Origin of the sequence: Staphylococcus lloydii (assembly GCF_015775975.1) — a bacterium.
Taxonomy (GTDB): domain Bacteria; phylum Bacillota; class Bacilli; order Staphylococcales; family Staphylococcaceae; genus Staphylococcus; species Staphylococcus lloydii.
Genome location: NZ_CP064056.1, coordinates 1,825,597 through 1,850,667 on the forward strand (window position 1 = coordinate 1,825,597; position 25,071 = coordinate 1,850,667).

23 protein-coding genes and 1 riboswitch are annotated in these 25,071 nt (G+C 33.0%); of the genes, 6 read left to right on the plus strand and 17 right to left on the minus strand.

Translation table 11 applies throughout. The annotated features are described in order from the left end of the window. Nucleotides 1-9 precede the first annotated feature (9 nt). The 5 genes from ISP08_RS08870 to ISP08_RS08890 form a co-directional block, all read right to left on the minus strand. Nucleotides 10-1,815, minus strand: coding sequence for a S1C family serine protease (locus tag ISP08_RS08870; protein WP_195718381.1), 1,806 nt, complete (start codon nucleotides 1,813-1,815; stop codon nucleotides 10-12). A gap of 221 nt (nucleotides 1,816-2,036) precedes the next feature. Then, complete coding sequence (locus ISP08_RS08875) at nucleotides 2,037-2,834, minus strand: TerC family protein (protein WP_195718382.1); 798 nt, start codon at nucleotides 2,832-2,834, stop codon at nucleotides 2,037-2,039. 88 nt (nucleotides 2,835-2,922) lie between these two features. Beyond that, nucleotides 2,923-3,068, minus strand: a riboswitch (yybP-ykoY riboswitch). A 45-nt stretch (nucleotides 3,069-3,113) separates the two neighbouring features. Beyond that, the gene (locus tag ISP08_RS08880; RefSeq protein WP_048792733.1) at nucleotides 3,114-4,676 is read right to left on the minus strand and encodes a peptide chain release factor 3; all 1,563 of its coding nucleotides are present in this window, start codon (nucleotides 4,674-4,676) and stop codon (nucleotides 3,114-3,116) included. Further along, nucleotides 4,666-4,917 carry a YueH family protein gene (locus tag ISP08_RS08885; RefSeq protein WP_048792732.1) on the minus strand — a complete coding sequence of 84 codons (252 nt, stop codon included), beginning with the start codon at nucleotides 4,915-4,917 and terminating at the stop codon, nucleotides 4,666-4,668. The genes ISP08_RS08880 and ISP08_RS08885 overlap by 11 nt, the downstream gene beginning before the upstream one ends. Next, a complete protein-coding gene (locus ISP08_RS08890; protein WP_195718700.1) occupies nucleotides 4,907-6,391 on the minus strand; it encodes a UDP-N-acetylmuramoyl-L-alanyl-D-glutamate--L-lysine ligase in 1,485 nt (494 codons plus the stop codon). Before ISP08_RS08890 ends, ISP08_RS08885 begins: the two co-directional genes overlap by 11 nt. 394 nt (nucleotides 6,392-6,785) lie before the next feature. On the opposite strand from ISP08_RS08890, the gene ISP08_RS08895 reads away from it, so the two are divergent. Further along, nucleotides 6,786-7,961, plus strand: coding sequence for a diglucosyl diacylglycerol synthase (locus tag ISP08_RS08895; protein ID WP_195718383.1), 1,176 nt, complete (start codon nucleotides 6,786-6,788; stop codon nucleotides 7,959-7,961). Next, nucleotides 7,939-9,132, plus strand: coding sequence for a lipoteichoic acid biosynthesis MFS flippase LtaA (gene ltaA / locus ISP08_RS08900; protein WP_195718384.1), 1,194 nt, complete (start codon nucleotides 7,939-7,941; stop codon nucleotides 9,130-9,132). Before ISP08_RS08895 ends, ltaA begins: the two co-directional genes overlap by 23 nt. Nucleotides 9,133-9,190: 58 nt before the next feature. Here the strand turns inward: ltaA and ISP08_RS08905 are convergent, their stop codons facing one another. The 3 genes from ISP08_RS08905 to ISP08_RS08915 all read right to left on the minus strand — a co-directional run bounded on the left by ISP08_RS08905 (nucleotide 9,191) and on the right by ISP08_RS08915 (nucleotide 12,178). Then, nucleotides 9,191-9,700, minus strand: coding sequence for a YjcG family protein (locus ISP08_RS08905; protein ID WP_048792729.1), 510 nt, complete (start codon nucleotides 9,698-9,700; stop codon nucleotides 9,191-9,193). 95 nt (nucleotides 9,701-9,795) lie between these two features. Then, nucleotides 9,796-10,542, minus strand: a complete 747-nt coding sequence (locus ISP08_RS08910) for an esterase family protein (protein ID WP_195718385.1) — start codon at nucleotides 10,540-10,542, stop codon at nucleotides 9,796-9,798. Between the two features lie 64 nt (nucleotides 10,543-10,606). Then, the gene (locus ISP08_RS08915) at nucleotides 10,607-12,178 is read right to left on the minus strand and encodes an alanine/glycine:cation symporter family protein (protein WP_195718386.1); all 1,572 of its coding nucleotides are present in this window, start codon (nucleotides 12,176-12,178) and stop codon (nucleotides 10,607-10,609) included. 403 nt (nucleotides 12,179-12,581) lie between these two features. Between ISP08_RS08915 and cozEa the strand changes: the two genes are divergently transcribed. Further along, nucleotides 12,582-13,667, plus strand: coding sequence for a lipoteichoic acid biosynthesis protein CozEa (cozEa, locus tag ISP08_RS08920; protein ID WP_195718387.1), 1,086 nt, complete (start codon nucleotides 12,582-12,584; stop codon nucleotides 13,665-13,667). A 148-nt stretch (nucleotides 13,668-13,815) separates the two neighbouring features. Here the strand turns inward: cozEa and ISP08_RS08925 are convergent, their stop codons facing one another. The 8 genes from ISP08_RS08925 to ISP08_RS08960 all read right to left on the minus strand — a co-directional run bounded on the left by ISP08_RS08925 (nucleotide 13,816) and on the right by ISP08_RS08960 (nucleotide 20,961). Continuing rightward, nucleotides 13,816-13,959 carry a hypothetical protein gene (locus ISP08_RS08925; protein ID WP_196931161.1) on the minus strand — a complete coding sequence of 48 codons (144 nt, stop codon included), beginning with the start codon at nucleotides 13,957-13,959 and terminating at the stop codon, nucleotides 13,816-13,818. Nucleotides 13,960-14,048: 89 nt separating this feature from the next. Continuing rightward, nucleotides 14,049-14,819 (minus strand): enoyl-ACP reductase FabI, encoded by a 771-nt coding sequence (gene fabI, locus ISP08_RS08930; RefSeq protein ID WP_048792725.1) that lies wholly within the window; start codon nucleotides 14,817-14,819, stop codon nucleotides 14,049-14,051. A 201-nt stretch (nucleotides 14,820-15,020) separates the two neighbouring features. Next, complete coding sequence (locus ISP08_RS08935) at nucleotides 15,021-16,865, minus strand: monovalent cation:proton antiporter family protein (protein WP_195718388.1); 1,845 nt, start codon at nucleotides 16,863-16,865, stop codon at nucleotides 15,021-15,023. Nucleotides 16,866-16,874: 9 nt separating this feature from the next. After that, entirely contained in the window at nucleotides 16,875-18,260 is a 1,386-nt protein-coding gene (mgtE, locus tag ISP08_RS08940) for a magnesium transporter (RefSeq protein WP_048792723.1), read from the minus strand. A gap of 28 nt (nucleotides 18,261-18,288) precedes the next feature. Further along, entirely contained in the window at nucleotides 18,289-19,140 is an 852-nt protein-coding gene (locus tag ISP08_RS08945) for an RluA family pseudouridine synthase (RefSeq protein WP_195718389.1), read from the minus strand. Then, the gene (locus ISP08_RS08950) at nucleotides 19,140-19,949 is read right to left on the minus strand and encodes an NAD kinase (RefSeq protein WP_048792721.1); all 810 of its coding nucleotides are present in this window, start codon (nucleotides 19,947-19,949) and stop codon (nucleotides 19,140-19,142) included. Before ISP08_RS08950 ends, ISP08_RS08945 begins: the two co-directional genes overlap by 1 nt. Before the next feature lie 12 nt (nucleotides 19,950-19,961). Continuing rightward, on the minus strand, nucleotides 19,962-20,597 hold the full coding sequence (yjbM, locus tag ISP08_RS08955; RefSeq protein WP_048792720.1) for a GTP diphosphokinase: 636 nt from the start codon (nucleotides 20,595-20,597) through the stop codon (nucleotides 19,962-19,964). Between the two features lie 19 nt (nucleotides 20,598-20,616). After that, nucleotides 20,617-20,961, minus strand: coding sequence for a UPF0738 family protein (locus tag ISP08_RS08960; RefSeq protein ID WP_195718390.1), 345 nt, complete (start codon nucleotides 20,959-20,961; stop codon nucleotides 20,617-20,619). Between the two features lie 181 nt (nucleotides 20,962-21,142). Here ISP08_RS08960 and ISP08_RS08965 point away from each other — a divergent pair, with 181 nt between their 5' ends. From ISP08_RS08965 to yjbH, 3 genes are all read left to right on the plus strand, one after another. Further along, nucleotides 21,143-21,724 carry a CYTH domain-containing protein gene (locus tag ISP08_RS08965; protein ID WP_195718391.1) on the plus strand — a complete coding sequence of 194 codons (582 nt, stop codon included), beginning with the start codon at nucleotides 21,143-21,145 and terminating at the stop codon, nucleotides 21,722-21,724. Between the two features lie 91 nt (nucleotides 21,725-21,815). Continuing rightward, nucleotides 21,816-22,187 (plus strand): truncated hemoglobin YjbI, encoded by a 372-nt coding sequence (locus ISP08_RS08970; RefSeq protein WP_048792717.1) that lies wholly within the window; start codon nucleotides 21,816-21,818, stop codon nucleotides 22,185-22,187. A gap of 16 nt (nucleotides 22,188-22,203) precedes the next feature. Next, on the plus strand, nucleotides 22,204-22,998 hold the full coding sequence (yjbH, locus tag ISP08_RS08975; RefSeq protein WP_048792716.1) for a protease adaptor protein YjbH: 795 nt from the start codon (nucleotides 22,204-22,206) through the stop codon (nucleotides 22,996-22,998). 263 nt (nucleotides 22,999-23,261) lie between these two features. Here the strand turns inward: yjbH and pepF are convergent, their stop codons facing one another. Then, a complete protein-coding gene (gene pepF / locus ISP08_RS08980; protein ID WP_195718392.1) occupies nucleotides 23,262-25,070 on the minus strand; it encodes an oligoendopeptidase F in 1,809 nt (602 codons plus the stop codon). Nucleotide 25,071: the final 1 nt, after the last annotated feature.

The following is a 25,071-nucleotide window of genomic DNA, read 5'->3' on the forward strand; positions in this document are numbered from 1 at the left end:
ACCTCAACGTTACTTCAATTTGAGCTTGATATTTTTTAATTTTCCGTCACGATAAATTTGAGCTGATAAAGGTTTCAGGTCGTTTTTATGACTAAAAATAATTTGTCTATATCTAAGCGTATCTTCCACTTGTTTTCCATCTAATTTTACTATGACATCATTTTTTTGCAACCCTGATTTATCTGCAGGACCTTTAGGCTTAACTTCTCCTACAACTACACCGTTATCTACTTTGCTAGGTAAATTTATGGATTGCTTTGCTGAATCGTCTAAGTCATTAGTATTAATAATTTTAACGCCGGTATTAGGATACTTAACTTCACCATTTTTTACAAGTTGTTCTACGATTGACTGAACATCATTAACCGGTATCGCAAACGCCATACCTTCAACGTCTTTCATACTAATTTTCATAGATGCTATACCAATAAGTTTGCCATCTCTGTTGACAACTGCACCACCTGAATTACCAGGGTTTACAGGGGCATCCATTTGAAATGCATTCATCAACACATCATAATGTCCATCTTTATCAATATCTACTGGTACGTGTCTATTCAACCCAGAAATAATCCCTTCTGACACTGAACCTTTAAATTCAGTTCCTAATGGATTACCCACTACGACGAGGGGTTCTCCTAATATTAAGTTTTTAGAATCGCCCATTTTTATAGCTTTAACATCTGAATCTTGAGTTAATTTCGCCTTAACTACAGCAATATCCGACCATTTATCAGTACCTAAAACTTTGCCGGTAACGGCTTTATTTTCACCATATGTAATTTTTTGTTGCTCTTTGTCTCCAACCACGTGGGCATTAGTAACAATAAAAATAGAGTCGCCCACTTTCTTGTAGACGACACCGGAGCCTAACTCACTATCTTTTCTAGCTTCCTTAGTTTCCTTTTGTACAGAAGATGAACTATTGCTAGTATCATTTTCAACAGTTACGACTGAATGAATCGCGCTGTTAGCACTTTTCATAGTATCTGTGTATTTAGGTTTATGATTGTTGCTTGATTGAAATAACGCGTTGCTTTGGTGACCATTGTGATCCACGTTATTAAATATTGCATTCATTAACGTTAACAATAAAATCACGCCTATGACGATTAATATCTTTGCCCAATTTTGAGTGAAGAAACCTTTCGTACGTGATGACACACTATTTTCATGACGACTATTAGATTTTGTACTATACGTGTCATCATCGTTAGTTTCTTTATACTGTTCATCATCTGAAATAAATTGATTAACACGTGATTGCTGTGATGCTTCGGTATAAAATGGTTGTTCGCTCTCGTTTTCATGGTCTTCGTTTGATGCTGTTTCATTGTCACTTGTAGATGTCTGGCTTAAGCTTTCGTCGTTTTTAGACTGATTATTGTCTGTCGTCGACTCTGCATCAGTTATAGTATCAAGTTGTTTATCATCATCATTTTGTGCTTGTTGCTCTGTTGCTGCTTGTTGATCATCAGCAGATGTATTGTCTAATTGTTCTTCGCTCGTATGCTCATTAACAGAATCATTCTTTGTTTCATCTAGGTCAGTTGCTGGTGCTTTATTACGTTGATTGGCAATTTCCTGTTGATGTTGAATTTCTTCTTGAGTTAATTTTTCGATACGTGATTTCTGCAAATTCTCTTTGACACGTTCTTTATTATTTTGTGCTAACGCCGCTTCTTTTTGAGCTTGTTGCTGACGGAGTTGTTGTTCATGTTTTACACGTTGTTCACGTTCTTCATTATGAAAAAACTGGCGGCGTGTGCGACGATACTTACTTCTAGGTATTACCTGCTTTTTATCTTTATCCACCATTGTTCCCCCTATCTTACACGTTTCATTAATTTATATTATGACATATAAAGTCAAAAATTTCTGCATTATACTATGTGAAATATTTTTAAACTGGTACGACATCATTTCCCTCAACATAATCATAGATTTTTACATTGGTTGCGCAATATTACTGATAAATAAGTAATAAAAATAAAACCCTAACAGTATTATTTCTGTCAGGGTTTTAAAACATTTGATTATTTATTTTGCTTTTTATTTTGTCTCATAGATGATAACCAACCAATGATTACAAGTAATATCATTACTGACCAGAATATTGACTGCCATAACATACCATGTGGGAATTCATGAGGTAGTACACCAATATCTTCATGCGCTAACACTAATACTACTAATTTAATACCTACCCAACCAACAATGGCAAAGGCAGCACCTTCTAAACCAGGATATTTATTAAGTAATTCAACAAACCAAGTTGCAGCAAAACGCATAATAATTACGCCAATCATGCCACCTAAGAACATGACAATAAATTGTCCTAAGTCCATGCCACCGAAATGTACTCCAACTTTCGGAATTGTCATTGCGATTGCTAAAGCTGCAAGCATTGAATCTATAGCGAAGGCTATATCTGCAAACTCCACTTTAAATACTGTACCCCAAAACGTTTTAGGGCTCGCTTTGATTTCTTCGCCATCTTCACCATAGTGATGATCATCTCCGGCTTCTTGCTCATCTTTATCTTTATGTTTAAAGAATTCATACAGGTTTTTAGAAGACATATACAGTAAATAAAGTGCTCCTGCCGCTTGTATAAACCAAAAATTCGCAATAATACTAATTAAAAATAGGGCTAAAAATCTAAAAATAAAAGCACCTAATAAACCGTAAAACAAAGCTTTTTTACGTTGTTCTGGTGGTAAATGCTTTACCATAACTGCCATAACTACAGCATTATCTGCTGCCAATAAACCTTCTAGGAATACCAAAACTACAAGTACCCACAAATACGGTAAAATCAAACTCGGATCCATGAATTACAACTCCTTTAATTTTGTACATAAAAATAGAGACCTTAGCAATATAGACATAAATGCCGAAAAGCATAAATATATCTATAGCAAAGGTCTCACTCTGTGAATATTCATCCACCCACTTCACCGGAAAGTTTTCTTTCGTAATGACGATGAAGTGACTTATATAAATTCAAGATTAATAACGCGCTTGATTTTATTAAAAGTTAAGTTACTCCCCTCTGACTATACAGTCATCGGTCTTTAATTTTGTATGCTCATTATACACAATGTGGCAAATTATAACAAACTATATAGTTTGATTTCTGGAAACTTATCTTCAAACCATCTTGTGGCAAATTCATTTTCGAATAAAAAGACATATTGGTCATAACGATCTTTAACTAGTATAGAACGCGTAGAGTTCATTTTATCTTGAATATCTTCTTCATTTTCAATCCAACGCGCAATTTTACGCCCTACAGGTTCCATGACTACATCGACGTTATATTCATTTTTAATTCTATGTTCAAAAACTTCAAATTGTAGCTGACCCACTGCACCTAATATAATTTGATTTGTGTGCAATGTTTTATAGTACTGAATTGCACCTTCTTGCACAAGTTGTTCGATACCTTTATGGAAATGCTTTTGTTTCATAACATTTTTAGCAGATACTTTCATGAAGATTTCAGGTGTAAATTGTGGTAATTCTTGGAAACTATATTTTTGATTTCCACCAACTAATGTATCACCTATTTGGTAATTACCTGTGTCATACAAACCTATAATATCACCTGCAACGGCGTGATTTAGAGTTTCTTTATCATCTGCCATAAACGATGTTGAACGTGTAATCTTTTGTTTTTTCTTAGTGCGTTGTAATGATACATCCATTCCACGTTCAAATGCACCACTGACAATTCTCATAAAGGCGATTCTGTCTCTATGTTTTGGATCCATATTAGCTTGTATTTTAAAGATAAAACCAGAGAAATCAGTATCAAATGGTGATACAGAAACATCTTCTTTTGTTTGTCGTGCATTTGGCATTGGTGCATGATCTACATATGCATTTAAAAAGTTCTCGACACCAAAATTAGCAAGTGCTGAGCCGAAAAATACTGGCGTTAAATCCCCAGACAATAATGCCTCATCATCAAAGTTCTCGCCCGCTTCTTCAACCAACATTAATTCTTCAATTGCTTGTTGATAAGCACTGTCGTTTGTAATTGCATGGTCTTCTTCTAATTCATAATCATCATTTAGATGAAGTATGTTTTCTTCATCTCTAAATGGCTCGATTGTTTTGTCTTTACGGTCGATAATACCGAAAAAGTTTTGTCCCATACCAACCGGCCAGTTCATAGGGTATGTTTCGATTTCTAATGTTTCTTCAATTTCATCTAATAATTCGAATGGCTCTTTACCAACTCGGTCTAACTTATTAATAAAAGTAAAGATTGGTATACCTCTCATCTTACACACTTTAAATAATTTCAAAGTTTGTGGTTCAATACCTTTGGCACAGTCAATAACCATTACTGCACTGTCTACGGCCATTAACGTACGATAAGTATCTTCTGAGAAGTCTTCGTGTCCAGGCGTATCTAAAATATTGATTTTATAATGATCGTAATCAAACTGCATGACTGAACTCGTAACTGAGATACCACGTTCTTGTTCTACTTTCATCCAGTCACTTGTTGCAAACTTGCCACTTTTTTTACCTTTAACAGTACCAGCTTCTCTTATAGCACCACCAAATAGTAATAATTTTTCTGTTAACGTCGTTTTACCGGCGTCAGGGTGAGAAATTATCGCAAAGGTTTTTCTCGATTCTACTTCTTCTTTAATACTCATTTATATTCTCCTTTAATACTTCTAACCATTCAATAATTTGATTGGTAATATGTGTTGATTTTTGTTCGTCGAAAATAGTGAATAAATGCATGACAAATTCTTCTTTTATACCTATTGTATCTAGTAGTGTAGATACTTCTATAGACCAATTGTAATCTGGAATGCCTACAAAATAGACATTATTTTCTTCATTTATATATAAATAAACTCGCGTTTCGTCTTTTAAATATCTAATCGCCACTAGGACCACCACCGAATTTTGCATAAGCCGCTTCTAAACCAATTAAATCATCTCTGTGCGGTACTTTAATATGTCCTGGCATAATTTGATATGGTTCTCTTCCTTTAGAAGCAAGTACTACTGTATCACCTGGCTGTGCTATTTCTATTGCGTGCTTTATGCCTTCTGCACGATCATCAAATTCTACATAATTATTATGTGTCGCTCCTTTAGCTAATTCTGCAGTAAGCATTTTGGGGTCATCATTAGCTGGATTATCAGGTGTAAAGATAACATAATCCGCACGACTTGCAACCCTACCCATTTCAGGTGTTTTGGTTAAATCACGTTCCCCTGCCATACCACATAAGAATATTAATTTTTGTTGTGCAAATGGTTTAACCGCATCGATTAATTTATCCATACCGTCCGCAGTATGTGCATAATCTATAATTAAATCGATAGGTAGTGATGGGTCTAAAACTTCTAACCTTCCTTCAACTGGTTCTAAAAACTCAACCGCATGAATCACACGTTCTAAACTTTCACCTTTACTCCATACTGCAATAATAGCTGCCATGATATTAGCAATATTAAATTTACCTACATAAGGTGACTTAACAGTATAGTCTCCAAATGGCGTTGCTAAATCGAAAGTCACACCTTGTAAAGTTTCATTTATGTTCTTAGCCATAAATTGCGCTTCATTATCTATACCATACGTAAAGACTTCAAATGGCGTTACAGTACGTAAATACTCTGAAAAGTCATCATCATTATTGATAACAGCATATTTATCTTTAGATAAATCTTCACCTAGTTGACTAAATAGTAATGATTTAGCATGTCCATATGCTTCCATTGTGCCGTGAAAATCTAAATGGTCTTGCGTTAAATTTGTAAAGACGGCAACATCGAATTCTACACCGCGTAAACGACCTAATGCTAAACCGTGACTCGATACTTCTAGCGTCATCGCTTCGGCTTCAGCCGTTACAGCTTCGTTAATCTTCTTAGTTAAAGAAACTGTTTCTGGCGTAGTATTTGCCCCTTTAGTTTTTGTTTCATTAATTTGAAAGCCATTTGTACCTAAATAAGCACTGCCTTTATCTAACTGTCTATAAATATGATGAATCATCGTAGCAACTGACGTTTTGCCGTTTGTGCCTGTTACGCCATATGTAATAAGTTGTTGGCTTGGATAATTAAATAGTTCATTCGCTAACAAACTAGCTACACGTAACGTATCAGGTACTATGACTTGAGTAACTTCACCTGCAACCGTAACTTCTCTATCAACCACTACGATTTTACAGCCTTGTTCTACCACATTTTGGCAAAATTTATGACTATCTACCGTATAACCTTTAGACGCAACAAATATACTCTCTTCTGTCGCAGTTCTAGAGTCCGTTGTAATATCATTAACGTCATAATCTAACGTTCCAATTATTTGTTTAACTTTGATTTTTTCGAACAATGCCTTCGCATTCACCATCAATCGCTCCTTTAATTCGCTTATAGCCATTATACACTTTTTCACTTCATTTTATAATGATGAATTATTATCATTAAAATTCATATGTAATATACTTATTATTTCCTATTAAAATGTTAGTTTAACTTAATAATGTTAGTTTAACTTAATATTATTTCACGGTCATTAAATTTGTAGATTTTGTGTACCCAATAATTTTAGCAATACTTTTAGTTTCAATAATGGTACGCTATTACTGAATTATCTAAATCTAGCACTTATTAGTATGAATTATTTCATTTCATATTGTAAAATGATAAAATCTTGACTGAATGCACTCATTTGCTTTCTCATTACAAAAAATTACGATAAGATAAAGATGGGTTAAATAAATATAATGGAGGGTGACTGAATGGTTACTCAAAAGAAAAAATTGTTGATAATTACTGGTTCCTTTGGTAATGGCCATTTACAAGTTACACAAAGTGTTGTCAATGAACTTAATTCGATGAATCTTGAAAATTTAACTGTCATTGAACATGATTTGTTTTTGGAAGCTCACCCGCTATTAACGACTATATGTAAAAAATGGTATATCAATAGTTTTAAATACTTTAGAAATATGTACAAAAACTTTTACTATAGTAGACCGGAAGAATTAGATAAATGTTTTTATAAATATTATGGTTTAAATAAATTAATCAATTTATTGCTTAAAGAGAAACCGGATTTGATTTTATTAACATTCCCAACGCCTGTCATGTCAGTACTAACAGAGCAATTTAATATTAACATACCAATAGCCACTGTAATGACTGATTACAGAATGCATAAAAACTGGATTACCCCTTATTCAGAAAGATATTATTTAGCAACTGACGATTTAAAAGATGAATTTGCTTCTATCGGTATACCGCAACACAAAATAAAAGTTACTGGTATCCCCATTTCAGACAAATTTGAAGACGATGTCGACAAAGAACATTGGTTAACACAAAATGGTTTAGATCCAAACAAACCAACTATCTTAATGTCTGCAGGTGCTTTTGGAGTTTCTAAAGGCTTTGATCAAATGATTAAAGAAATATTAGCACAAAGTCCACATTCTCAAATCGTTATGATTTGTGGTAAAAGTAAAGAATTAAAACGTAATTTAGCGGCGCAGTTTAAAAATTACGATAATGTTTTAATTCTAGGTTACACGCAACATATGAATGAATGGATGGCATCGAGTCAATTAATGATTACGAAACCAGGTGGTATCACAATCTCAGAAGCGTTGACTCGTCAAATACCTATGGTCTTTTTAAATCCTGCACCAGGACAAGAACTTGAAAACGCACACTATTTTACAGACAAAGGCTATGGCAAAATTGCTTATACGCCAAATGATGCAATCAATATCGTATCTGATCTGACAAATCATCCTGAACAATTGGCTGCAATGGCTACACATATGGATGAATCAAGGGTAAGTTACTCAACTTATAAATTATGTCGCGATTTATTAGATTTATTACATCACTCTACACAATATGAAGAAGTGTATGGAAAGGTACCTTTATATGCAAAATTCTTCGTTAAATAATTTTAAACAAAGTAACAATTTCATTATTATGCTTGTCATCTTATTTTTAATGGAATTTGCACGTGGCATGTACATATTAAGCTACTTATCACTATTACCCACGGCAACTACTATAGCGGTAGGTATTACATCTACTGCTATTTCTATTCATTTTATTTCGGATGCGGCAACAAATTTTGTTATTGGTTTTTTACTCAAAAGATTTGGTTCCAAAATCGTATTAACATCAGGATTTTTACTCGCCTTTGTTAGTTTATTTTTAGTTATTTGGTTACCAACCAATCCTATCGTTTTAATTGCCAGCGCAATGTTACTCGGTATCGCTGTTAGCCCAATTTGGGTTATCATGCTTGCTAGTGTCGAAGAAAAAAACCGTGGTAAACAAATGGGCTACGTTTATTTCTCATGGTTGTTAGGATTACTTGTTGGTATGATTGCTATGAACCTTATCTTCAAGTTCGATCCAACAAACTTTGCATTTATGATGTCTCTAGTAGTCTTAATCGCTTGGGTACTGTATTACTTCGTTAAAATTAGATTAACAAATTATAATACTCGCCCTGTATCAGAACAATTAGGACAAATTGTAGATGTTACTAAAAAGCATTTAATTTTATTTCCGGGTATCTTGTTACAAGGTGCTTCAATCACTGCTTTAGTACCAATTTTACCAATTTATGCTACGAAAGTTGTTGGCGTTTCCACTGTCGAATATACGATTGCCATTATTATAGGCGGCGTCGGTTGTGCAATTTCAATGTTATTCTTGTCTAAAATCATTGATAACAACGGCAAAACATTTATGTATGCCATGATTTTTGGTGGATTTGTACTATATGCCGTCATGATATTTGCACTCTCTCTTATTACAAATATATATATTGTATGGGGATTAGCTATTTTTATCGGCTTAATGTATGGCTTATTATTACCAGCATGGAATACGTTTATGGCTGCTCATATTCATCCTGATGAACAAGAAGAAACATGGGGCGTCTTTAATAGTATTCAAGGTTTTGGTTCTATGATTGGCCCTATCGTTGGTGGACTTATTAAAGAATTCACTAAAAGTGTTAATAATACATTTTATTTCTCAGCAGGTGTCTTTTTACTACTGGCAATATTTTATGGTTATTACTTTATTTCAAATAAAAGCAAACAATCACATTAAAAAAACGTGTTATACATTTTGTATAACACGTTTTTTTAATCCAATTTTATATAGGAAATTAAGCTAAATTAAATGTTTCTTCAACTTCCCACTTTTCGTCAGCATCATTATATTTAACTAATGATAATGCTTCAATTGTTTCTTTATAATCAATACCAGCTAATTTTAGCTGACCGTAAATATCTTCAAATTCTTGGCTAGTCAGGCCTTGTGCAATTGTAAAATGCGGCACAAATGGATGTTCTGCTTTCCCATAAAAATCTTCGGTATTAAATTTGTCGAACAATTGTTGTAATGCATCAGTTTTTTCAACTTTGAAATAAATTACATTATTAGTTGGGGCAAATGTAGATGCTTTAGTCGCATGTACATCGATTGCCGGACTTCCTTCAATTCTTTTTTTAATGTCCTCTTTTACCGCTTCATATTCACTATCATCGATAGTAAAATGTCCCTTTACAGTAATGTGTGGCATAATTGTTGCGTAATGAGAGTCGTAACGCTTTCTATATGCGTTCACCTCATCCTGTAATGCCTTTGACGGAATTAATGCTAATCCTAAAATCATTGAAATTCCTCCTTTGTTTAACATATTACCATTATATCAAATTTTAGAAAATTTCGTTACTTTAAAGATGAATTAGTCTAAAAATTTATATATATTTAAAATGAAATATTATCCGACAAAAAATATGTCAACATACCATTTAGTAAGGGCTTCCATGATTTCCAACGATGTCCTCCATCAAACTCTTCATAATGATAACTAACATCATATGAGTTTAATAACTGATTTAATTCTCTATTAGGTGTTAAAAAGTTAGCTCGCTTACCATTTGTAGGTAATTCAAAATCTTCTTCTTCCAAACCTACAGCATGCCAAATTGATAAATTATCTTTGAGTTGGCAGCGCTCTAATAATTCAGTAATTACATCATCGTGTTGAGGACTTAAAACACCAACTTGACTAAATATTCTTGGGTATGAAAGTGCCGTAACCAATGCGACACTACCTGCAAGACTATCGCCAAATAAAATACGTCCGTTTCCAACTTTAAATGTAGGAAAATGTTGGTCAACATATGGAAGAATTTCTTTCGCCATTGCTTTAACTGTTAATGGTGTTCTCTCACCTTGTGGATGAAATTCTGCTCTTCTTTTGTCTACTGTTTCATAGTGAAAACCGACAATAATTGCACGTTCTACCTTGTTTGCTTCTCTTAACTTCTCATAAGTTCTATGAATTTGACCAAAGCTAAAGAAATCTTTGCCATCAAAACAAAATATCACTTTGTATTTAAATAGCGATGTGTAATCTTTAGGTAAGTAAATAGATAATGTGACATCTCTTTCTAATATTTCACTTTTAAAATCTATTTTATTAATCTTTCCTGCTTGAAATTCGGTCATAAATATAGCGCCTCCTAGATATCTTATCGCTATTGTATCAAGAGACGCTATAATTTAAAATATTCTATTTTTGATTACTTTCCTTTTTTAAACGTTTTGGATAATCGTAAAGCCAAAATACTGCATTTGGTAATTTTTGGGGATCTGGTTTATAAAGCGCTTTTTTACCACTGCCGAATTTTTTCTTCTGGCGTTCATAATCTTTTAAGGCATTGATAGCTGGTTTATGCAATATCCAAATCGCAATAATATTTAGCCAAGCCATTAAACCTACACCTAAATCACCCATTGCCCATGCTGCCTCAGCCGTTTTAACTGCACCAAATACTGTTGCAGCGATTAAAATAAGTCTTGCAACGTTTATCCATATTTGTGTCACAGCATTACTCTTATTGCGTGTTAAATAAGTAATGTTAGTCTCAGCTATATAGTAATAAGCGAGTATCGTTGTAAAAGCAAAGAAGAATAACGCTATAGCAATAAAGTAAGAACCGATGCCTGAGAAGTTAGGGTCAAAATGGAAACCACTTCCTTGGAATGCTTTATCGATACCTGCTTGAGCATACATTGCCGTACCTGTGTAATCTTTGCCACCGTCAGACATAGGCTGGAAAATACCGTTATTTTCAATTAATCTTGGCCCACCACTACTCGTAGTACCACCATCAGTAACGTTATATGTACCTGATAATAAAATAATCAGCCCAGTTGCCGTACACACAAATAATGTATCGACATAGACAGAGAATGCTTGAACAAGACCTTGTTTAGCTGGGTGTGAAACCTCTGCTGCAGAAGCCGCATGAGGACCAGTACCTTGACCAGCTTCATTAGAATAAAGTCCACGTTTAACCCCTATTTCAATCATAGCACCCACAATACCACCAAATGCTGCTTCCATCCCGAATGCAGATTTAAAGATAAGTGCGAACAATGCTGGCACTTGGTCAACATTTAAAAAGATAATGATGACCGCCATTAAAATATATGCGATAGCCATAAAAGGAACAATAGCTGTTGCCGCATTGGCAATCCATTTAATACCACCAAATATGATTAAAGCTAATAAAATTGCTAAAGCAATCGCAATGATCCATGGGTTAAAACTAAAAGCGTTTTTCATAGAACTCGCGATGGCATTGGACTGCACACCTGGTAATAATAATCCTACTGAAATGACAGTGACAATCGCGAAAATTAATCCGTAAATTTTACCAAATTTACCTTTAATCCCATATTCAATATAGAATGCAGGTCCACCACGATATTCCCCTTTTTCTTCTCGTTTGAAAATTTGCCCTAATGTAGATTCGATAAATGCACTACTTGCACCAAGAAATGCTGTAGCCCACATCCAAAAGATAGCGCCCGGACCACCAATAAATATAGCCGTAGAAACACCAACAATGTTACCTGTTCCTACGCGACCTGCTAGTGACAGTGCGATAGCTTGGAAACTAGATATGCCAGTCGGCGATTTCTCACCTTGAAACATCAAACGAATCATTTCTTTGAAGTGCCTGACTTGGAAGAAACGCATCATTAGTGAAAAGAGTATACCTGTAAGCAATAAGCCATAAACAAGCGCCTTACTCCATACGATACCATCTAACCAAGTTACGAAATTCTCTAACATAACTCCATCCCCTTTGTTATATATCACTTATGACATATTTTTTATTATTATACACACAAAATATAATCCGCACAATGTATTTATAAAGTTATATTTTTTATAATGAATTTAATAATTTATATCTTTTTCGTGTTATAATTTTGCCACGCTCTTGATGAATAAAAAATAGAAGTACGACAATTGTTTCATTTATCAATTTTATGTGTTTAATTACTATAATTAAGAAATTTGTTAAAAAATAAATTGTTAATTAAATTATAGGGCTAAAGTTCACTATCGATCTGATTAAGAGTTATGTATTTTCAAATAGTAATTTTATTTTAATCTTTATGCATTTTCGACTTTTGTTCACAATCTATATAGGATATACTTAGCTATAGTAAATTTTTAGGAGGCACCATTTATGTTAAATAAGGTGTGGTTTAGAACAGGTATTGGATTAATCATACTGTTTCTAATCATCAAATTAATTATGGAAGTGCATGTAATTTTCTTACCATTCTTAGTTATCATGCAATCTGTACTAATCCCATTTATACTTAGTGGATTTTTATTTTATATTTGTTTACCATTTCAAAAAATCTTAGAAAAAAATAAGGTCCCTAGATGGGGCAGTATATTGATTATATTCATAGGACTTATTATTATTGTTGGTATTGTCGTTGGAATCGTCGGACCACTTATTGTTGACCAAATTAATAACTTGATCCAACAAATTCCATCATTACAACATGAAGTCCAAAATCTAATCAACTATGCATTAAATCAAATGGAAAGATTACCAAGTGATGTCACAGATAGAATTAATAAAGTCGTGAAATCTATGGGTGACAATGTAACTGGTATTTTATCTAACTCATTAGGTTACATTACATCATTTATTTCAACTTTATTCTTACTCATTATGGTTCCTTTCTTCTTAATTTATATGTTGAAAGACCATGAGCGTTTCATTCCTTTTATCGCAAGATTATTTAAAGGCGATAGAAAAGTATTCGTTGTAGACTTATTAAAAGATTTAAATGAAACTTTAAAATCTTATATACAAGGTCAAGTAACAGTAAGTTTAATTCTAGGACTTATTCTATACATTGGTTATTCAATCGTTGGCTTAAAATACACATTACTACTAGTAATGTTTGCAATTGTAGCGAACATGATTCCTTTCTTAGGTCCATGGATGGCCTTTACGCCAGCTGCGATTATTTCAATTATACAAGGACCAACTCCATTTATTTGGGTTTGTATCATTACATTGATTGCACAACAATTAGAAGGTAACGTGATTACACCAAACGTTATGGGTAAATCATTAAATATTCACCCACTAACAATTATCGTAGTCATACTTGCTGCAGGTAACCTTGGTGGCTTTGCACTCATATTAGTTGCTGTGCCACTATATGCAGTTATTAAATGTATTGTGCGTAATGTCTTTAACTATCGTCAGAAAATCGTCGATAAAGCTAATAGTAACGTTGTAGATTAGCTATAATTTAAATAAAGCAGGTGACTTCTTAAATTCAAAGTAGTCACCTGCTTTTTCTTGTTGAAAATCCCCTTAGCATTTGAAAGCGATAAGTCGTTCAAAAAATTAGTCTGGGACATATATACCTAAAAAATAGCACGCAGATGATTTATTTCAATGCATCTGTGTGCTTCTTTTGATTCAATATTTCGTATTGTTGGGTTGATTTCTTAGGGTAGACTGTTTCCTCTTGAATTTCGCCAAAACACGTCACATTTGTATGTGCTTTCGCATTAAATACTAAAAAAGGCAATTTCTATATTATTTCAATAGAAATTGCCTTTTTACTGGTCCAAGAACTTTATGTCTCAGATCCGTTTTAATTATTTTAAAGTACTATAATTATTTAATTGCATGGAAACCACTATCAACGTGAATGTTTTCTCCAGTTACACCACTTGAGAAGTCACTTAATAAATAAGCTGCTGTTTTACCTACTTCTTCTTGGTCTACATTTCTTTTTAATGGCGCACGTTCTTCAATCTCTTTTAAGATTGTATTAAAACCGCCTACACCTTTCGCACTTAAAGTACGAATTGGACCTGCTGAAATTGCGTTAACTCGAATGTTATCAGCACCTAAGTCAGCAGCTAAGTAACGTACGTTTGCTTCTAAACTTGCTTTAGCAACACCCATAACGTTGTAGTTTTGAACGGCATATTCGCCACCAATATAAGTAGTAGCTACGATACTACCACCTTCTGGCATTAACTTTTTAGCTTCTCTACCTACGATTGTTAATGAATATGAACTAATGTCTTGAGCTAGTAAAAAGCCGTCTCTTGATGTATCTGAAAAACGTCCACGTAAGTCTTCAACGTTACCGAAAGCGATTGAGTGATAAACACCGTCGATGTTACCTACTTCTTCGCCAATTTTAGCAAAACCGTTAACTACGTCTTCATCATTTTGTACGTCAATTTGATACATATGTAGTTCTTTTTGATTTAATTGCTCTACTAATTTTTCTAATTCTTTTTTACTACGATCTTTACGATAAGTAAAAATTAAATTTGCACCTAAACTGTCTAAAACTTTTGCTACGCCAAAACCAATACTACGTTTATTCGCAATACCCATAATGACGAAAGTTTTGTTTTCTAAACTAATCATGAGATTAACTCCTTTTAATTATTATTTTTATATAGCAACAAATATATTTATAAGTGTCATTGCTATTACTCATAATTAAATGCTTAATTATAACACTATATATTTTAACATTGCTATGAAAGAATGAACAATTCTTTATTATAAGAAAGATAAAATAATTTGGATGTTTGCATTAATAACAAACATCCAAATAGTAACATTTTAATAATATAATTCTAATTCACGTTTTAATTCATCTACATATTCTTTAGAACCTGTAACGATTAATCTATCACGATAACGTAATTGAGTATCACCATGTGGCACAATTGATTCATTATTTCTAATAATTCGTACGAAAATAATGTCACCATCGAATGGGAAGTTACGTAATTGTATTTGATCGTATTGGTAATTTAACATCGCAATTTCATATAATGATGTTTCTACGTTACTTAACAAGTTAAGCATATTAGGTGTCTCAATTAAACCTTTGAGTAAAATTTTATTACTCATGTAACTACTGAACACTTCAATTCCATGTTCATGTAATTCGGCATCTTCTGAGCTAGATTCCAAACGGCAAATAACACGTTTGACACCTCTCTCTTTAGCCATTAGCGCAACTTTTCTATTGATGTCATCATCATTTGTAGAACAAACTACGATATTTCGTTTGAATAAGCCAAGTCTGTCTAACATTTCAGGCTCATAATCAGCAATTTCAATCATTGAAATCTCATCCGCCAATTTACGTTGATCACTTAAATCTGTTCTATAATAAAGTGATACTTGATATAAATTTGAGGCAAGATTTTGTGCAATTGGTATTGTTAATTGGTTTTTGCCTATCATGCTCACTTCGATACGTTTCGTTACTTCATCTGGTATCGGGAACAATTTCTTGAAAATTATCGGCACAATTAAACATGCAATGACTGCACTTAAAATTAAAATACCAGATATTTCAGGTGTTATTGTATGTAATTGTTCAGCGATTTTAGCTGAAGCAATAACAAGTGACAATGTCGATGTTAACAGAAATGCTGAAGAAATCGTTGTTTTCTGGTCAAACCATCTTCGAATATAAAATACTGGAAGTAATTTTGATACTAAAAATGCTATAAGCAAAATAGGAATTATAATTAATATTGATGGTTCTTTAATCAGCGATGGGATATTTAGGTCCACGCCTACCATAATGAAAAAGATAGGGATAAAGAAGCCATAACCAAATGAATCTAACTTATCCACTAAATCTTCATCAGGCCCCAATAACGAAACAATCACACCAGCGATAAAGGCACCTAAAATATTTTCTGCACCTACACCTTCCGCCAATGCCACTAATAAAATAATAAGTGCAAAGACAGCTCTAATACCAATTTGTGTAGTACCGTCCATCAATTTTTGTAAAAACTTAGCGCGCTTAAATATGCCACCAAGGAAATAAAATATAATAGCAAAGATGACTAAAATACCGATAAGCCATAATGAACCACTACCACTAGCATGAATAGCACCGTAAGCAGTTAATAATATCATCGTTACCAAATCTGCTAAAACGGCTACTAATAAGATAAATTGCCCTATAGTCGTTCGCATTATATTCATTTCTTTTAACGTCGGCACTACAACACCTAAAGATATTGTAGAAATAATAATAACCATTAATAATACATCATCGATAAGTCCAAACCATTTAATTAAGTACGCTAAAATGACAGATACAATCATGATTAAAGCAAATACCGTAATAGCTAATTGGAAATGACCCGGCATCTTTTGTGCGTTTGGGTCATTACTATCATTGTTAGTTGATTTCTTTTTAAAAGCTTTAAAATCAATTTCTAAACCACTTAAAAACATTAAAAAGATAAAGCCTAACGTTGATAGTATTTTTAACATTGAATCTTTTTCAACTAAATTTAAAAATGAATGACCTATAATAATCCCCATGACGATTTCGGCAACAACCACAGGGATAAAATTAATTCTAAGTCTATTTACAAGAATCGGTGTAAAAAATGCAGCTAATACAACGATAACGAGCGATAAAAACTCCATGTTGCCTCCTTAAGTTAAATAAGTCATAAATGAAGTAGCTAAACCAAAATAGATTAGCATACTTACAATATCATTTATCGTTGTGATAAATGGACCACTTGCAACCGCTGGGTCAATTTTTAATTTATTCATTATCAATGGGATAACAGAACCAACTAAAGTTCCTACCGTCATTGCAATCGTTAAACTCAAACCGACTATAATTGCTAAAAATGGCTGTCTGTAGATAATGATAATAATTAATACTAAAATTAAAGCACATACAAACCCACTTAACAAGCCACTTCCTGCTTCTCTTAAAGCAATTTTAAATTTGCTTTTTTCATCAATTTCACCTGTAGAAATGTTACGTACAGAAACCGCTAGTGATTGCGTACCAGAGTTACCAGACATACCACTTATAATCGGGATAAACGCTGCTAAAAGTGCTACTTGAGATAATGTAGATTCGAATGAGCCTAAAATAGATGCTGTTATCATACCAAGGAAGGTTAAAATAATTAACCATGGTAAACGCTTGGTAGCAGTTTTAATAACTGAATCGTTTGTTGCATCGACGTCAGAGACACCGGCTAAACGAGAGTAGTCTTCACTAGCTTCTTCATCCATGACATCTAAAATATCATCAATTGTAATAATACCAAGTAAATGATCTTGATAATCTAAAACTGGCATAGCGATTAAATCATAGTCTCTCATTCTCTGTGCTACATCTTCTTGGTCTTCTGCAACATTAGAACTAATAACACGCTCGCTCATAATATCTTCAATATAAGCATCGTTTTCAGCAGTGATTAAGTCTCTTAAAGATAAAACCCCTATTAGTTTTTTATCGTCATTAATTGCAAAAATAACATAAATTGTTTCTGCGTCTGGTGCTTGATCTTTTACTTGAATCAAAGCTTCTTTAACTGGCATCGTTGCCTTTAAAGAAATGTACTCAGTGGTCATAATACCACCGGCAGTGTCTTCGTCATAATGTAATAAAGCTTTTATTTCTTTTGCATCTTCTTTATTCATTAAAGTTAATAAACTTACTAACTTTTGTTTAGACAACTGATTCATTATATCTACTGCGTTGTCATATGACATTTCTTCTAATACTTTACTAGCATATGTAGCATTCATCGTATCAAATAAATCTTCGTATTCTTCTTCATCAATTTCTAATTGATCAAAGAAATCTGCAACTTCTTCAGGAGATAAGACTTCAAAAATACGTTGCCTTATTTCATCACCACTATCTTCAAAGTACTCACTTTGTTCATATTTATGCATAGATAAAAATTCAGTTCTAAATTCATCTATCTCATTATTTAATAATAATTTATCAAGTAATTCTTGATCATAGACTGTTTCATCATCTAATTTAACTGACTCATTTTCGTTATACATATGTCTCACCTCCGTGCTTTATTTTAAATTATAGCATATCAAAAATTGTCATCATCGACTTATCATTATCAAAAATATTTAGTTGCTCATTAGTTATAGGATGAGTAAAGGCGACTTGGTAACATTGTAACAATTGACGCGGAATATCTTTACGCATGCTACCGTATAAATCATCACCTACGAGGGAATGACCAATATGTTGGAAGTGAACTCTAATTTGATGCGTTCTTCCTGTCATTAATTTAACTTCACATAAACTATACCCATTTTTTTGTTTTAATGACGTATAGGTTGTGCAAGCGTACTTACCCTTTGGTGAAACATGTCGTTGAATAATACTTGCTGGATGTCGCGCGATAGGCGCTTCAATAATATCATTATCTTGAACATTACCATGACAAATACATAAATAATGTTTGTCTATGGTAAGCTGCGACATTAAATGATGTATGAAACCGTGTTTAGTAAAAATAACTATGCCTGACGTGTTTCTATCTAATCTAGTAACGATATGTGGTATAGATTCATTGTTTCGCCAAGTATATGCATACACTTGTTCCAATAAACTTTCATGTAGATGTTCTTTAGATGGGGCAATGTTTTGATGCGCAGGTTTGGTTACAATAATTAAAAAATCATCTTCAAACAAAATATTTAATGGCGCATCAAATGGTGCTATATTTTTACTCGGATGCTCTTTTGGTAATTGTACTTTTAATTGGTCGCCAATACGCATCATAGCGCGAACAGTAACTTGACGCTCATTCACAAGTAAAGCGCCATTATTTTTAATGGCGCTAATTGTTGATTTTGAATATGAATGACGTTGCAAAAATGCTTTGACCGATTCTTCACATTGAATGTTATAAACAAAGTGCACTATTCATCGTCTCCACTTGAGATAAATGAATCATGTACCCTTTTCCAAAATGGAAACGGTCTAAATCTAGCAAAGCGTACTTTTTCATTTGCTACTCTAAATTGAATCGCATTGACATTTTTATGTTTAATACTCACATGATCTATTGTAGTTAAAATAGTGTCATGATTTACCGGAGTTATTAAACAAGTATGGTGTTTAGGTAACACAAGCGGTGATCCAACCGTTCGGAAGACTCTATTATTAATTGACGCAATTTCTGCGATTTGCATTGCTTCTAGTGATGGATGTATTAACGCTCCGCCCAATGCTTTGTTATACGCCGTAGAACCAGATGGTGTTGATACACATAACCCATCTCCTCTAAAACGTTCAAACTGTTTACCTCTAATATTAACGTCTACAACAAGTGTTGATCCATTTTCAGTTTTCATCGTTGCTTCATTTAAAGCTAAATATCGTGTTTCATAACCATTATTGTTATAACGTACAATTAATTCTAATAGTGGGTATTCAATAACTTGGAACTGAGAATTATTAATTTCAATGATTAATTTTTCAACCTCGTGTGGTAACCAATCGGCATAGAAGCCTAAATGACCAGTGTGTACACCTACAAAAGCACAACGTGATAACATGTGACTGTATTGGTGAAAAGCTTGTAATAACGTACCATCTCCACCTACAGAAATTACTATTTCTGGATTTTCAGGATCTTCAACCATTTGAAAGTCTTTCATATGGTTAATCATCTTATGCTTTAAAGCGTTTGATTTAGAATCTCCTTTAGACAAAATTGTATAACGCATGCTTACACCCCACTAGTCATTATTGTGCTTCTTAGCTCTTTTTTTCGAATAATATTTTTGAGCCTCTTGTATTTCTTCTTTGATTTCTGACATTTCCTCATCTAATAAGTATGCTGCTTCGGCAGCTCGTTCTAGTCTATGTTGAATTTCTGGTGGATAATCTCCATCATACTTATACCTTAAAGTATGTTCTATTGTTGCCCAAAAATTCATTGCTAAAGTGCGTATTTGTATTTCTGCTAAAATGTTTTTCTTTCCAGCTAATGTTTCGATTGGATATTCGATTATTACGTGATAAGAGCGATATCCACTTTGTTTAGTATTACTAATATAATCTCTTTCTTCTATGACTCTAAAGTCTTGTCTTTGTCGTAATAAATTAACGACAATATCAATGTCATCTACAAATTGACACATCATTCTAAGACCTGCGATGTCATACATTTCTTCATGCAAGCGATCAAAAGGAATGTTACGTTTGTTTGCCTTATCGATAATGCTCGTCATAGGTTTAACTCTACCTGTTACGAATTCTATCGGTGAAGCATTTTCTCCTACCTCATATTGTTTCCGTAACCCCTTAAGCTTAATTTTTAATTCATCTACGGCTTGTTTGTATGGAGATAAAAATTGATCCCATTGATTCATCGTGCTTCACTCCGCTTCACTATAATTCAAATATTTCTTCTACTTTAGCAACAAACTCCTTACCATAGTTTGAATTACCCTCAATATTATCTAATATGTAAGTTAGTTCATTATTAAATTCTTTTAATTCTAAATCGTCATTAACTATAATTTTCTTGTCTTTATTCTCATGTATCATTGACCATGTTTCTTGAACAAAAATCAAATATGAGTATGATTGACCGTCATCTAATATATACGCGAAGGCATAGTTGTCACTATCAACAAGCATTTGACCTGCTTCTTCTAACCCTTCTGTAGATTCTTCTGTATAACAATTTATACTATCTTCTGTTATCTTAATTTCATTAACATAAATTCGCATGCTTGCTCCTCCTTATTCTTACTTAGTTTAACATAATTCACCACGACATAACACGTGACACGACCATTCTATATTATAACTTTTAGCAATTATTTTGGCATTAAAAATCATCATTTTTTAATGATTATTGCTTTTAAATTAAAAGTAAATTTTGCATAATAATAGTAAAGGAGTGACGACTTTGGCTACAAATAACGAAATTGAATTCAAACAACTATTAACAGCTCAACAATATAATCAATTTGCACAACATTATTTTCCAAATAAAGAACCATTCTCACAAACGAATTACTACATTGACACGCCAGACTTTCAATTAAAAGCACATAAAAGTGCCTTACGTATCCGAGTTAAAGATGGTGGAAATGAAATGACCTTAAAAGTACCTGCCGAAGTAGGATTACTTGAATACAATTTTGATACGACCCTTAAACCTGAAATGAACTATAGACTTACTTTAGATGACTTACCTAATGATATAGTGAGTCAGCTTCAAAAATTTAATATCGATTTGACTACATTAACTATATTAGGTGACTTAACGACTGAACGATTAGAAAAACCTGATGGTCAAGATTTAATCGTATTAGATAAAAGCACATATTTAGACACTGAAGACTATGAATTGGAATTAGAAGTCGCTGACTATGATTCAGGATTAACAAAGTTCAATGCTATTTTAGAAAACTTTGATATTGTCTATGAACAACCTGCTAATAAAGTACAACGCTTCTTTGATCGTAAGTCACAAATATCCAAATAATCTCACTATTAGTACAGAAGTCGAATTACTTCCAAATGTCAACATTCGTGTTATATTATTATATATATAAATTGAGTATGGTGATGAAAAAATGACACAAACACCTTATGACGTAATTGGTGCCGAAGCATTATACGACCTTATAGATAACTTTTACTCTCTTGTTGCACAAGACACGAGAATAAATCATCTATTTCCAACAGATTTAAGTGAAACCAGTCGTAAACAAAAGCAATTTTTAACACAATTTCTTGGAGGTCCAAATCTTTATACGCAAGAACATGGTCATCCTATGCTTAAAAGACGTCATTTAGAATTTACCATTACACCCTTCGAACGTGATGCGTGGTTAGAAAATATGCACCAAGCAATAACAAATGCGCAACTACCAGCAGGCGTCGGTGATTACTTATATGAACGTTTACGTTTAACAGCCAATCATATGGTAAACTCTGAAAATTAATTGTAGGTGAAATTACATGACTCAAGAATTAAGACTAATACAAGCGAATAGTCGTGAAGATGCTAATCTTTCACCTGTAAGCAAAATTGAAATTTATTCATTCTTTGACCCATTTAGTCAAGAGTGCTTTAAACTGTCGGCAATACTATCTAAATTGCGTTTAGAATATAAACAATATATCCGAATACGACATATATTGAATCCTTCTTTACGCATACTGACCAAATGCCAAGCACAAAGTAGTTCAGATTTAGATAATATTGCATTAGCGTACAAAGCAGCAGAATTACAAGGTAGGATTCGTGCAGAACGATTTATTCATTTACTACAAAATGAAATTATTCCTAAAAAAGATATTATAACCGAATCTATGGTTAATAACTGTATCTGTAATGCAGGATTAGATAAAGAAGTGTTCAAAGAAGATTTGCATAATGCATCGATTAAAGAAAGTTTACAAGTAGATTTGCATATTGCTAGAGAGATGGATATTCAAGAAGCCCCTTCTCTTGTTTTCTTTAATGAAGATGTTCACGAAGAAGGTTTAAAGGTCGAAGGATTATACCCTTACCATATATACACATATATCATTAATGAACTTATGGGCACGTCGATAGAAAAAGAATTGCCACCAAGTTTAGAAACATATATCGAACAGCAACAGCTCGTTACTAAAGAAGAATTATTAACAATATATGAATGGCCTGAAAAGGTATTAAATAAGGAATTGAAAAAGTTAGCAATCCAACAAAAAATCGAAAAATTAAGTGCACCTGAAGGAAACTTTTGGAGATCTAAAAGTGAAAAGTAAGAGCACATAAATAGAGCTCATAATTATTATTAATTATGAGCTCTATTTTTTATATTTATACATAAAAAAAACGCCGTGTCTGATTACACGGCGCTAAACAAAGGGGATGGGAGAAATTTTTCACTTCAAACAAAGGGGTATGTTTGTTATGTGATTAATTTCATGTTCTTAATATAACACGCTCCTATACCCTTTTCAACCTAAAAATTCTAATAAATTTTATTTGTCATAAACTCGTCAAATTGTAAACGAATACATTCATGTTAAGCTTTCATAAGTTTTTCAAAAGCATCTAATTTTTGTTCAAAAACTTCACACGCTTGTTCAATTGGTTCAGGTGTTGTCATGTCTACCCCTGCATTTTTTAATATTTCAATTGGGTAATCTGAACTACCTTTTTTCAAGAATTCGTTGATATAACGATCCACTGCAGGTTGTCCTTCAGTTAAAATTTGATGACTTAAACTTTGTGCTGCACTATAACCTGTTGCATATTGATACACATAATAATTCATATAGAAATGAGGTATTCTTGACCATTCTTTGCTAATATTCTCATCAGTTTCAACTGCATCACCAAAATATTGTTGATTTAATTTTGCATATTCTTCATTCATTCTATTAGCTGTTAATGGCTCTCCTGCTTCTTCAATAGCATGAATTTTATGTTCAAATTCTGCAAACATTGTTTGACGGAATAACGTAGCTCTAAAACGTTCTAATTCTTGGTTTAAAAGTAATAAGCGACGTTCATCGTCTAAATGTTTGTCCATATAATCACTTAATAGTGCTTCGTTACAAGTAGAAGCTACTTCTGCAACGAATATTGTATAGTCACTAAGATTAGAAGGTTGATTTTGACGACTGAAATAACTGTGTGCCGAATGGCCAAATTCATGTACTAAAGTATATAAATCTGAAACTGTATCTGACCAGTTAAGTAAGATGAATGGGTTAGTTAAATGGCCACCTGAAGAATAACCACCTGAACGTTTACCTTTATTTTCATAAACATCAACCCAGCCATTATTTAAGCCTTCATTGACAACATTCATATAAGTTTCGCCCATAGGTTGTAGTGCCTTAATCATCCATTGTTTAGCCTCTTCATATGGCATTTCAAACTTCACATTTTTCACAAGTGGCGTATATAAGTCATACATTTTCATGTCATCTAAACCTAATAGTTCTTTACGTAACTCAGTGTATCGATGTAGCAATGGTAAATATTTATGAACTGTTTTTACTAAGTTATCATACACTTGTTCAGGAATATGGTTACGACTTAATGCTGCTTCTCGTGCAGTTTTATAATTATGTGTACGTGCGTTAAATATATTTTTCTTCACTTCACCTGCTAATGTTGCGCTTAGTGTATTGTTGTATGCACCATATTGCTTATAGAAGTTATCAAAAGCTGATTTTCTTAATACACGATCATCTGATTCTAAACATTTAATGAATGTACCTTGAGTAAGTGGATGGCGATTACCTTCGCTATCAACGGCATCTTCAAATTCTAAATCGGCATTGCTAAACATACCATAAACATTATCTGGCGTTGATAAAGCATCCTGTGCTTCTGTTAACATCTTTTCTTTATCTGCAGATAATACATGTGGTCTGTTTTCATTTATTAGTTGTAAATCAAATTCATAACGTTTTAAATTGTCATTTTCACTAATAAATTGTTTTATAGTGGCTTCATCTATTTGTAAAATTTCTGGCACTAAAAAACTCCAGCTTGAGCTAAATTTAATAATTAATTGGTGTGCTCTCGCTTCAAACCCTGTATATTTATCATTTGCTGTATCTTGGTCTTGTTTTAAATGAGCGTATACGTATACTTTTTCAAGTTTAGCCTCAGCTTCATCTTCCAATGCTAAAGCTTGATAAAGTGTCTCGGCACTATCTCCCAAGTGTCCTTTAAATTGTTCTTCTTGTCCTAAATAAGATTCTACTTCTTTGAAAGCCGCTTCAAAAGCTTCATCAGATTCAAAAATTGTAGTTAAATCCCATGTATATTCAGGATATTTACGCTCTTGTTCTTCTCTCGTTAATTGTTGACTCATA

Coding starts and splice junctions, on each gene's coding strand:
- ISP08_RS08875 (WP_195718382.1), bottom strand. CDS start 2,834: ATGGATCCGAGTTTGATTTTACCGTATTTGTGGGTACTTGTAGTTTTG.
- ISP08_RS08880 (WP_048792733.1), bottom strand. CDS start 4,676: ATGAGTATTAAAGAAGAAGTAGAATCGAGAAAAACCTTTGCGATAATT.
- ISP08_RS08895 (WP_195718383.1), top strand. CDS start 6,786: ATGGTTACTCAAAAGAAAAAATTGTTGATAATTACTGGTTCCTTTGGT.
- ltaA (WP_195718384.1), top strand. CDS start 7,939: ATGCAAAATTCTTCGTTAAATAATTTTAAACAAAGTAACAATTTCATT.
- ISP08_RS08905 (WP_048792729.1), bottom strand. CDS start 9,700: ATGATTTTAGGATTAGCATTAATTCCGTCAAAGGCATTACAGGATGAG.
- ISP08_RS08910 (WP_195718385.1), bottom strand. CDS start 10,542: ATGACCGAATTTCAAGCAGGAAAGATTAATAAAATAGATTTTAAAAGT.
- ISP08_RS08915 (WP_195718386.1), bottom strand. CDS start 12,178: ATGTTAGAGAATTTCGTAACTTGGTTAGATGGTATCGTATGGAGTAAG.
- cozEa (WP_195718387.1), top strand. CDS start 12,582: ATGTTAAATAAGGTGTGGTTTAGAACAGGTATTGGATTAATCATACTG.
- fabI (WP_048792725.1), bottom strand. CDS start 14,819: ATGATTAGTTTAGAAAACAAAACTTTCGTCATTATGGGTATTGCGAAT.
- ISP08_RS08935 (WP_195718388.1), bottom strand. CDS start 16,865: ATGGAGTTTTTATCGCTCGTTATCGTTGTATTAGCTGCATTTTTTACA.
- mgtE (WP_048792723.1), bottom strand. CDS start 18,260: ATGTATAACGAAAATGAGTCAGTTAAATTAGATGATGAAACAGTCTAT.
- ISP08_RS08950 (WP_048792721.1), bottom strand. CDS start 19,949: ATGCGTTATACAATTTTGTCTAAAGGAGATTCTAAATCAAACGCTTTA.
- yjbM (WP_048792720.1), bottom strand. CDS start 20,597: ATGAATCAATGGGATCAATTTTTATCTCCATACAAACAAGCCGTAGAT.
- ISP08_RS08960 (WP_195718390.1), bottom strand. CDS start 20,961: ATGCGAATTTATGTTAATGAAATTAAGATAACAGAAGATAGTATAAAT.
- ISP08_RS08970 (WP_048792717.1), top strand. CDS start 21,816: ATGACACAAACACCTTATGACGTAATTGGTGCCGAAGCATTATACGAC.
- yjbH (WP_048792716.1), top strand. CDS start 22,204: ATGACTCAAGAATTAAGACTAATACAAGCGAATAGTCGTGAAGATGCT.
- pepF (WP_195718392.1), bottom strand. CDS start 25,070: ATGAGTCAACAATTAACGAGAGAAGAACAAGAGCGTAAATATCCTGAA.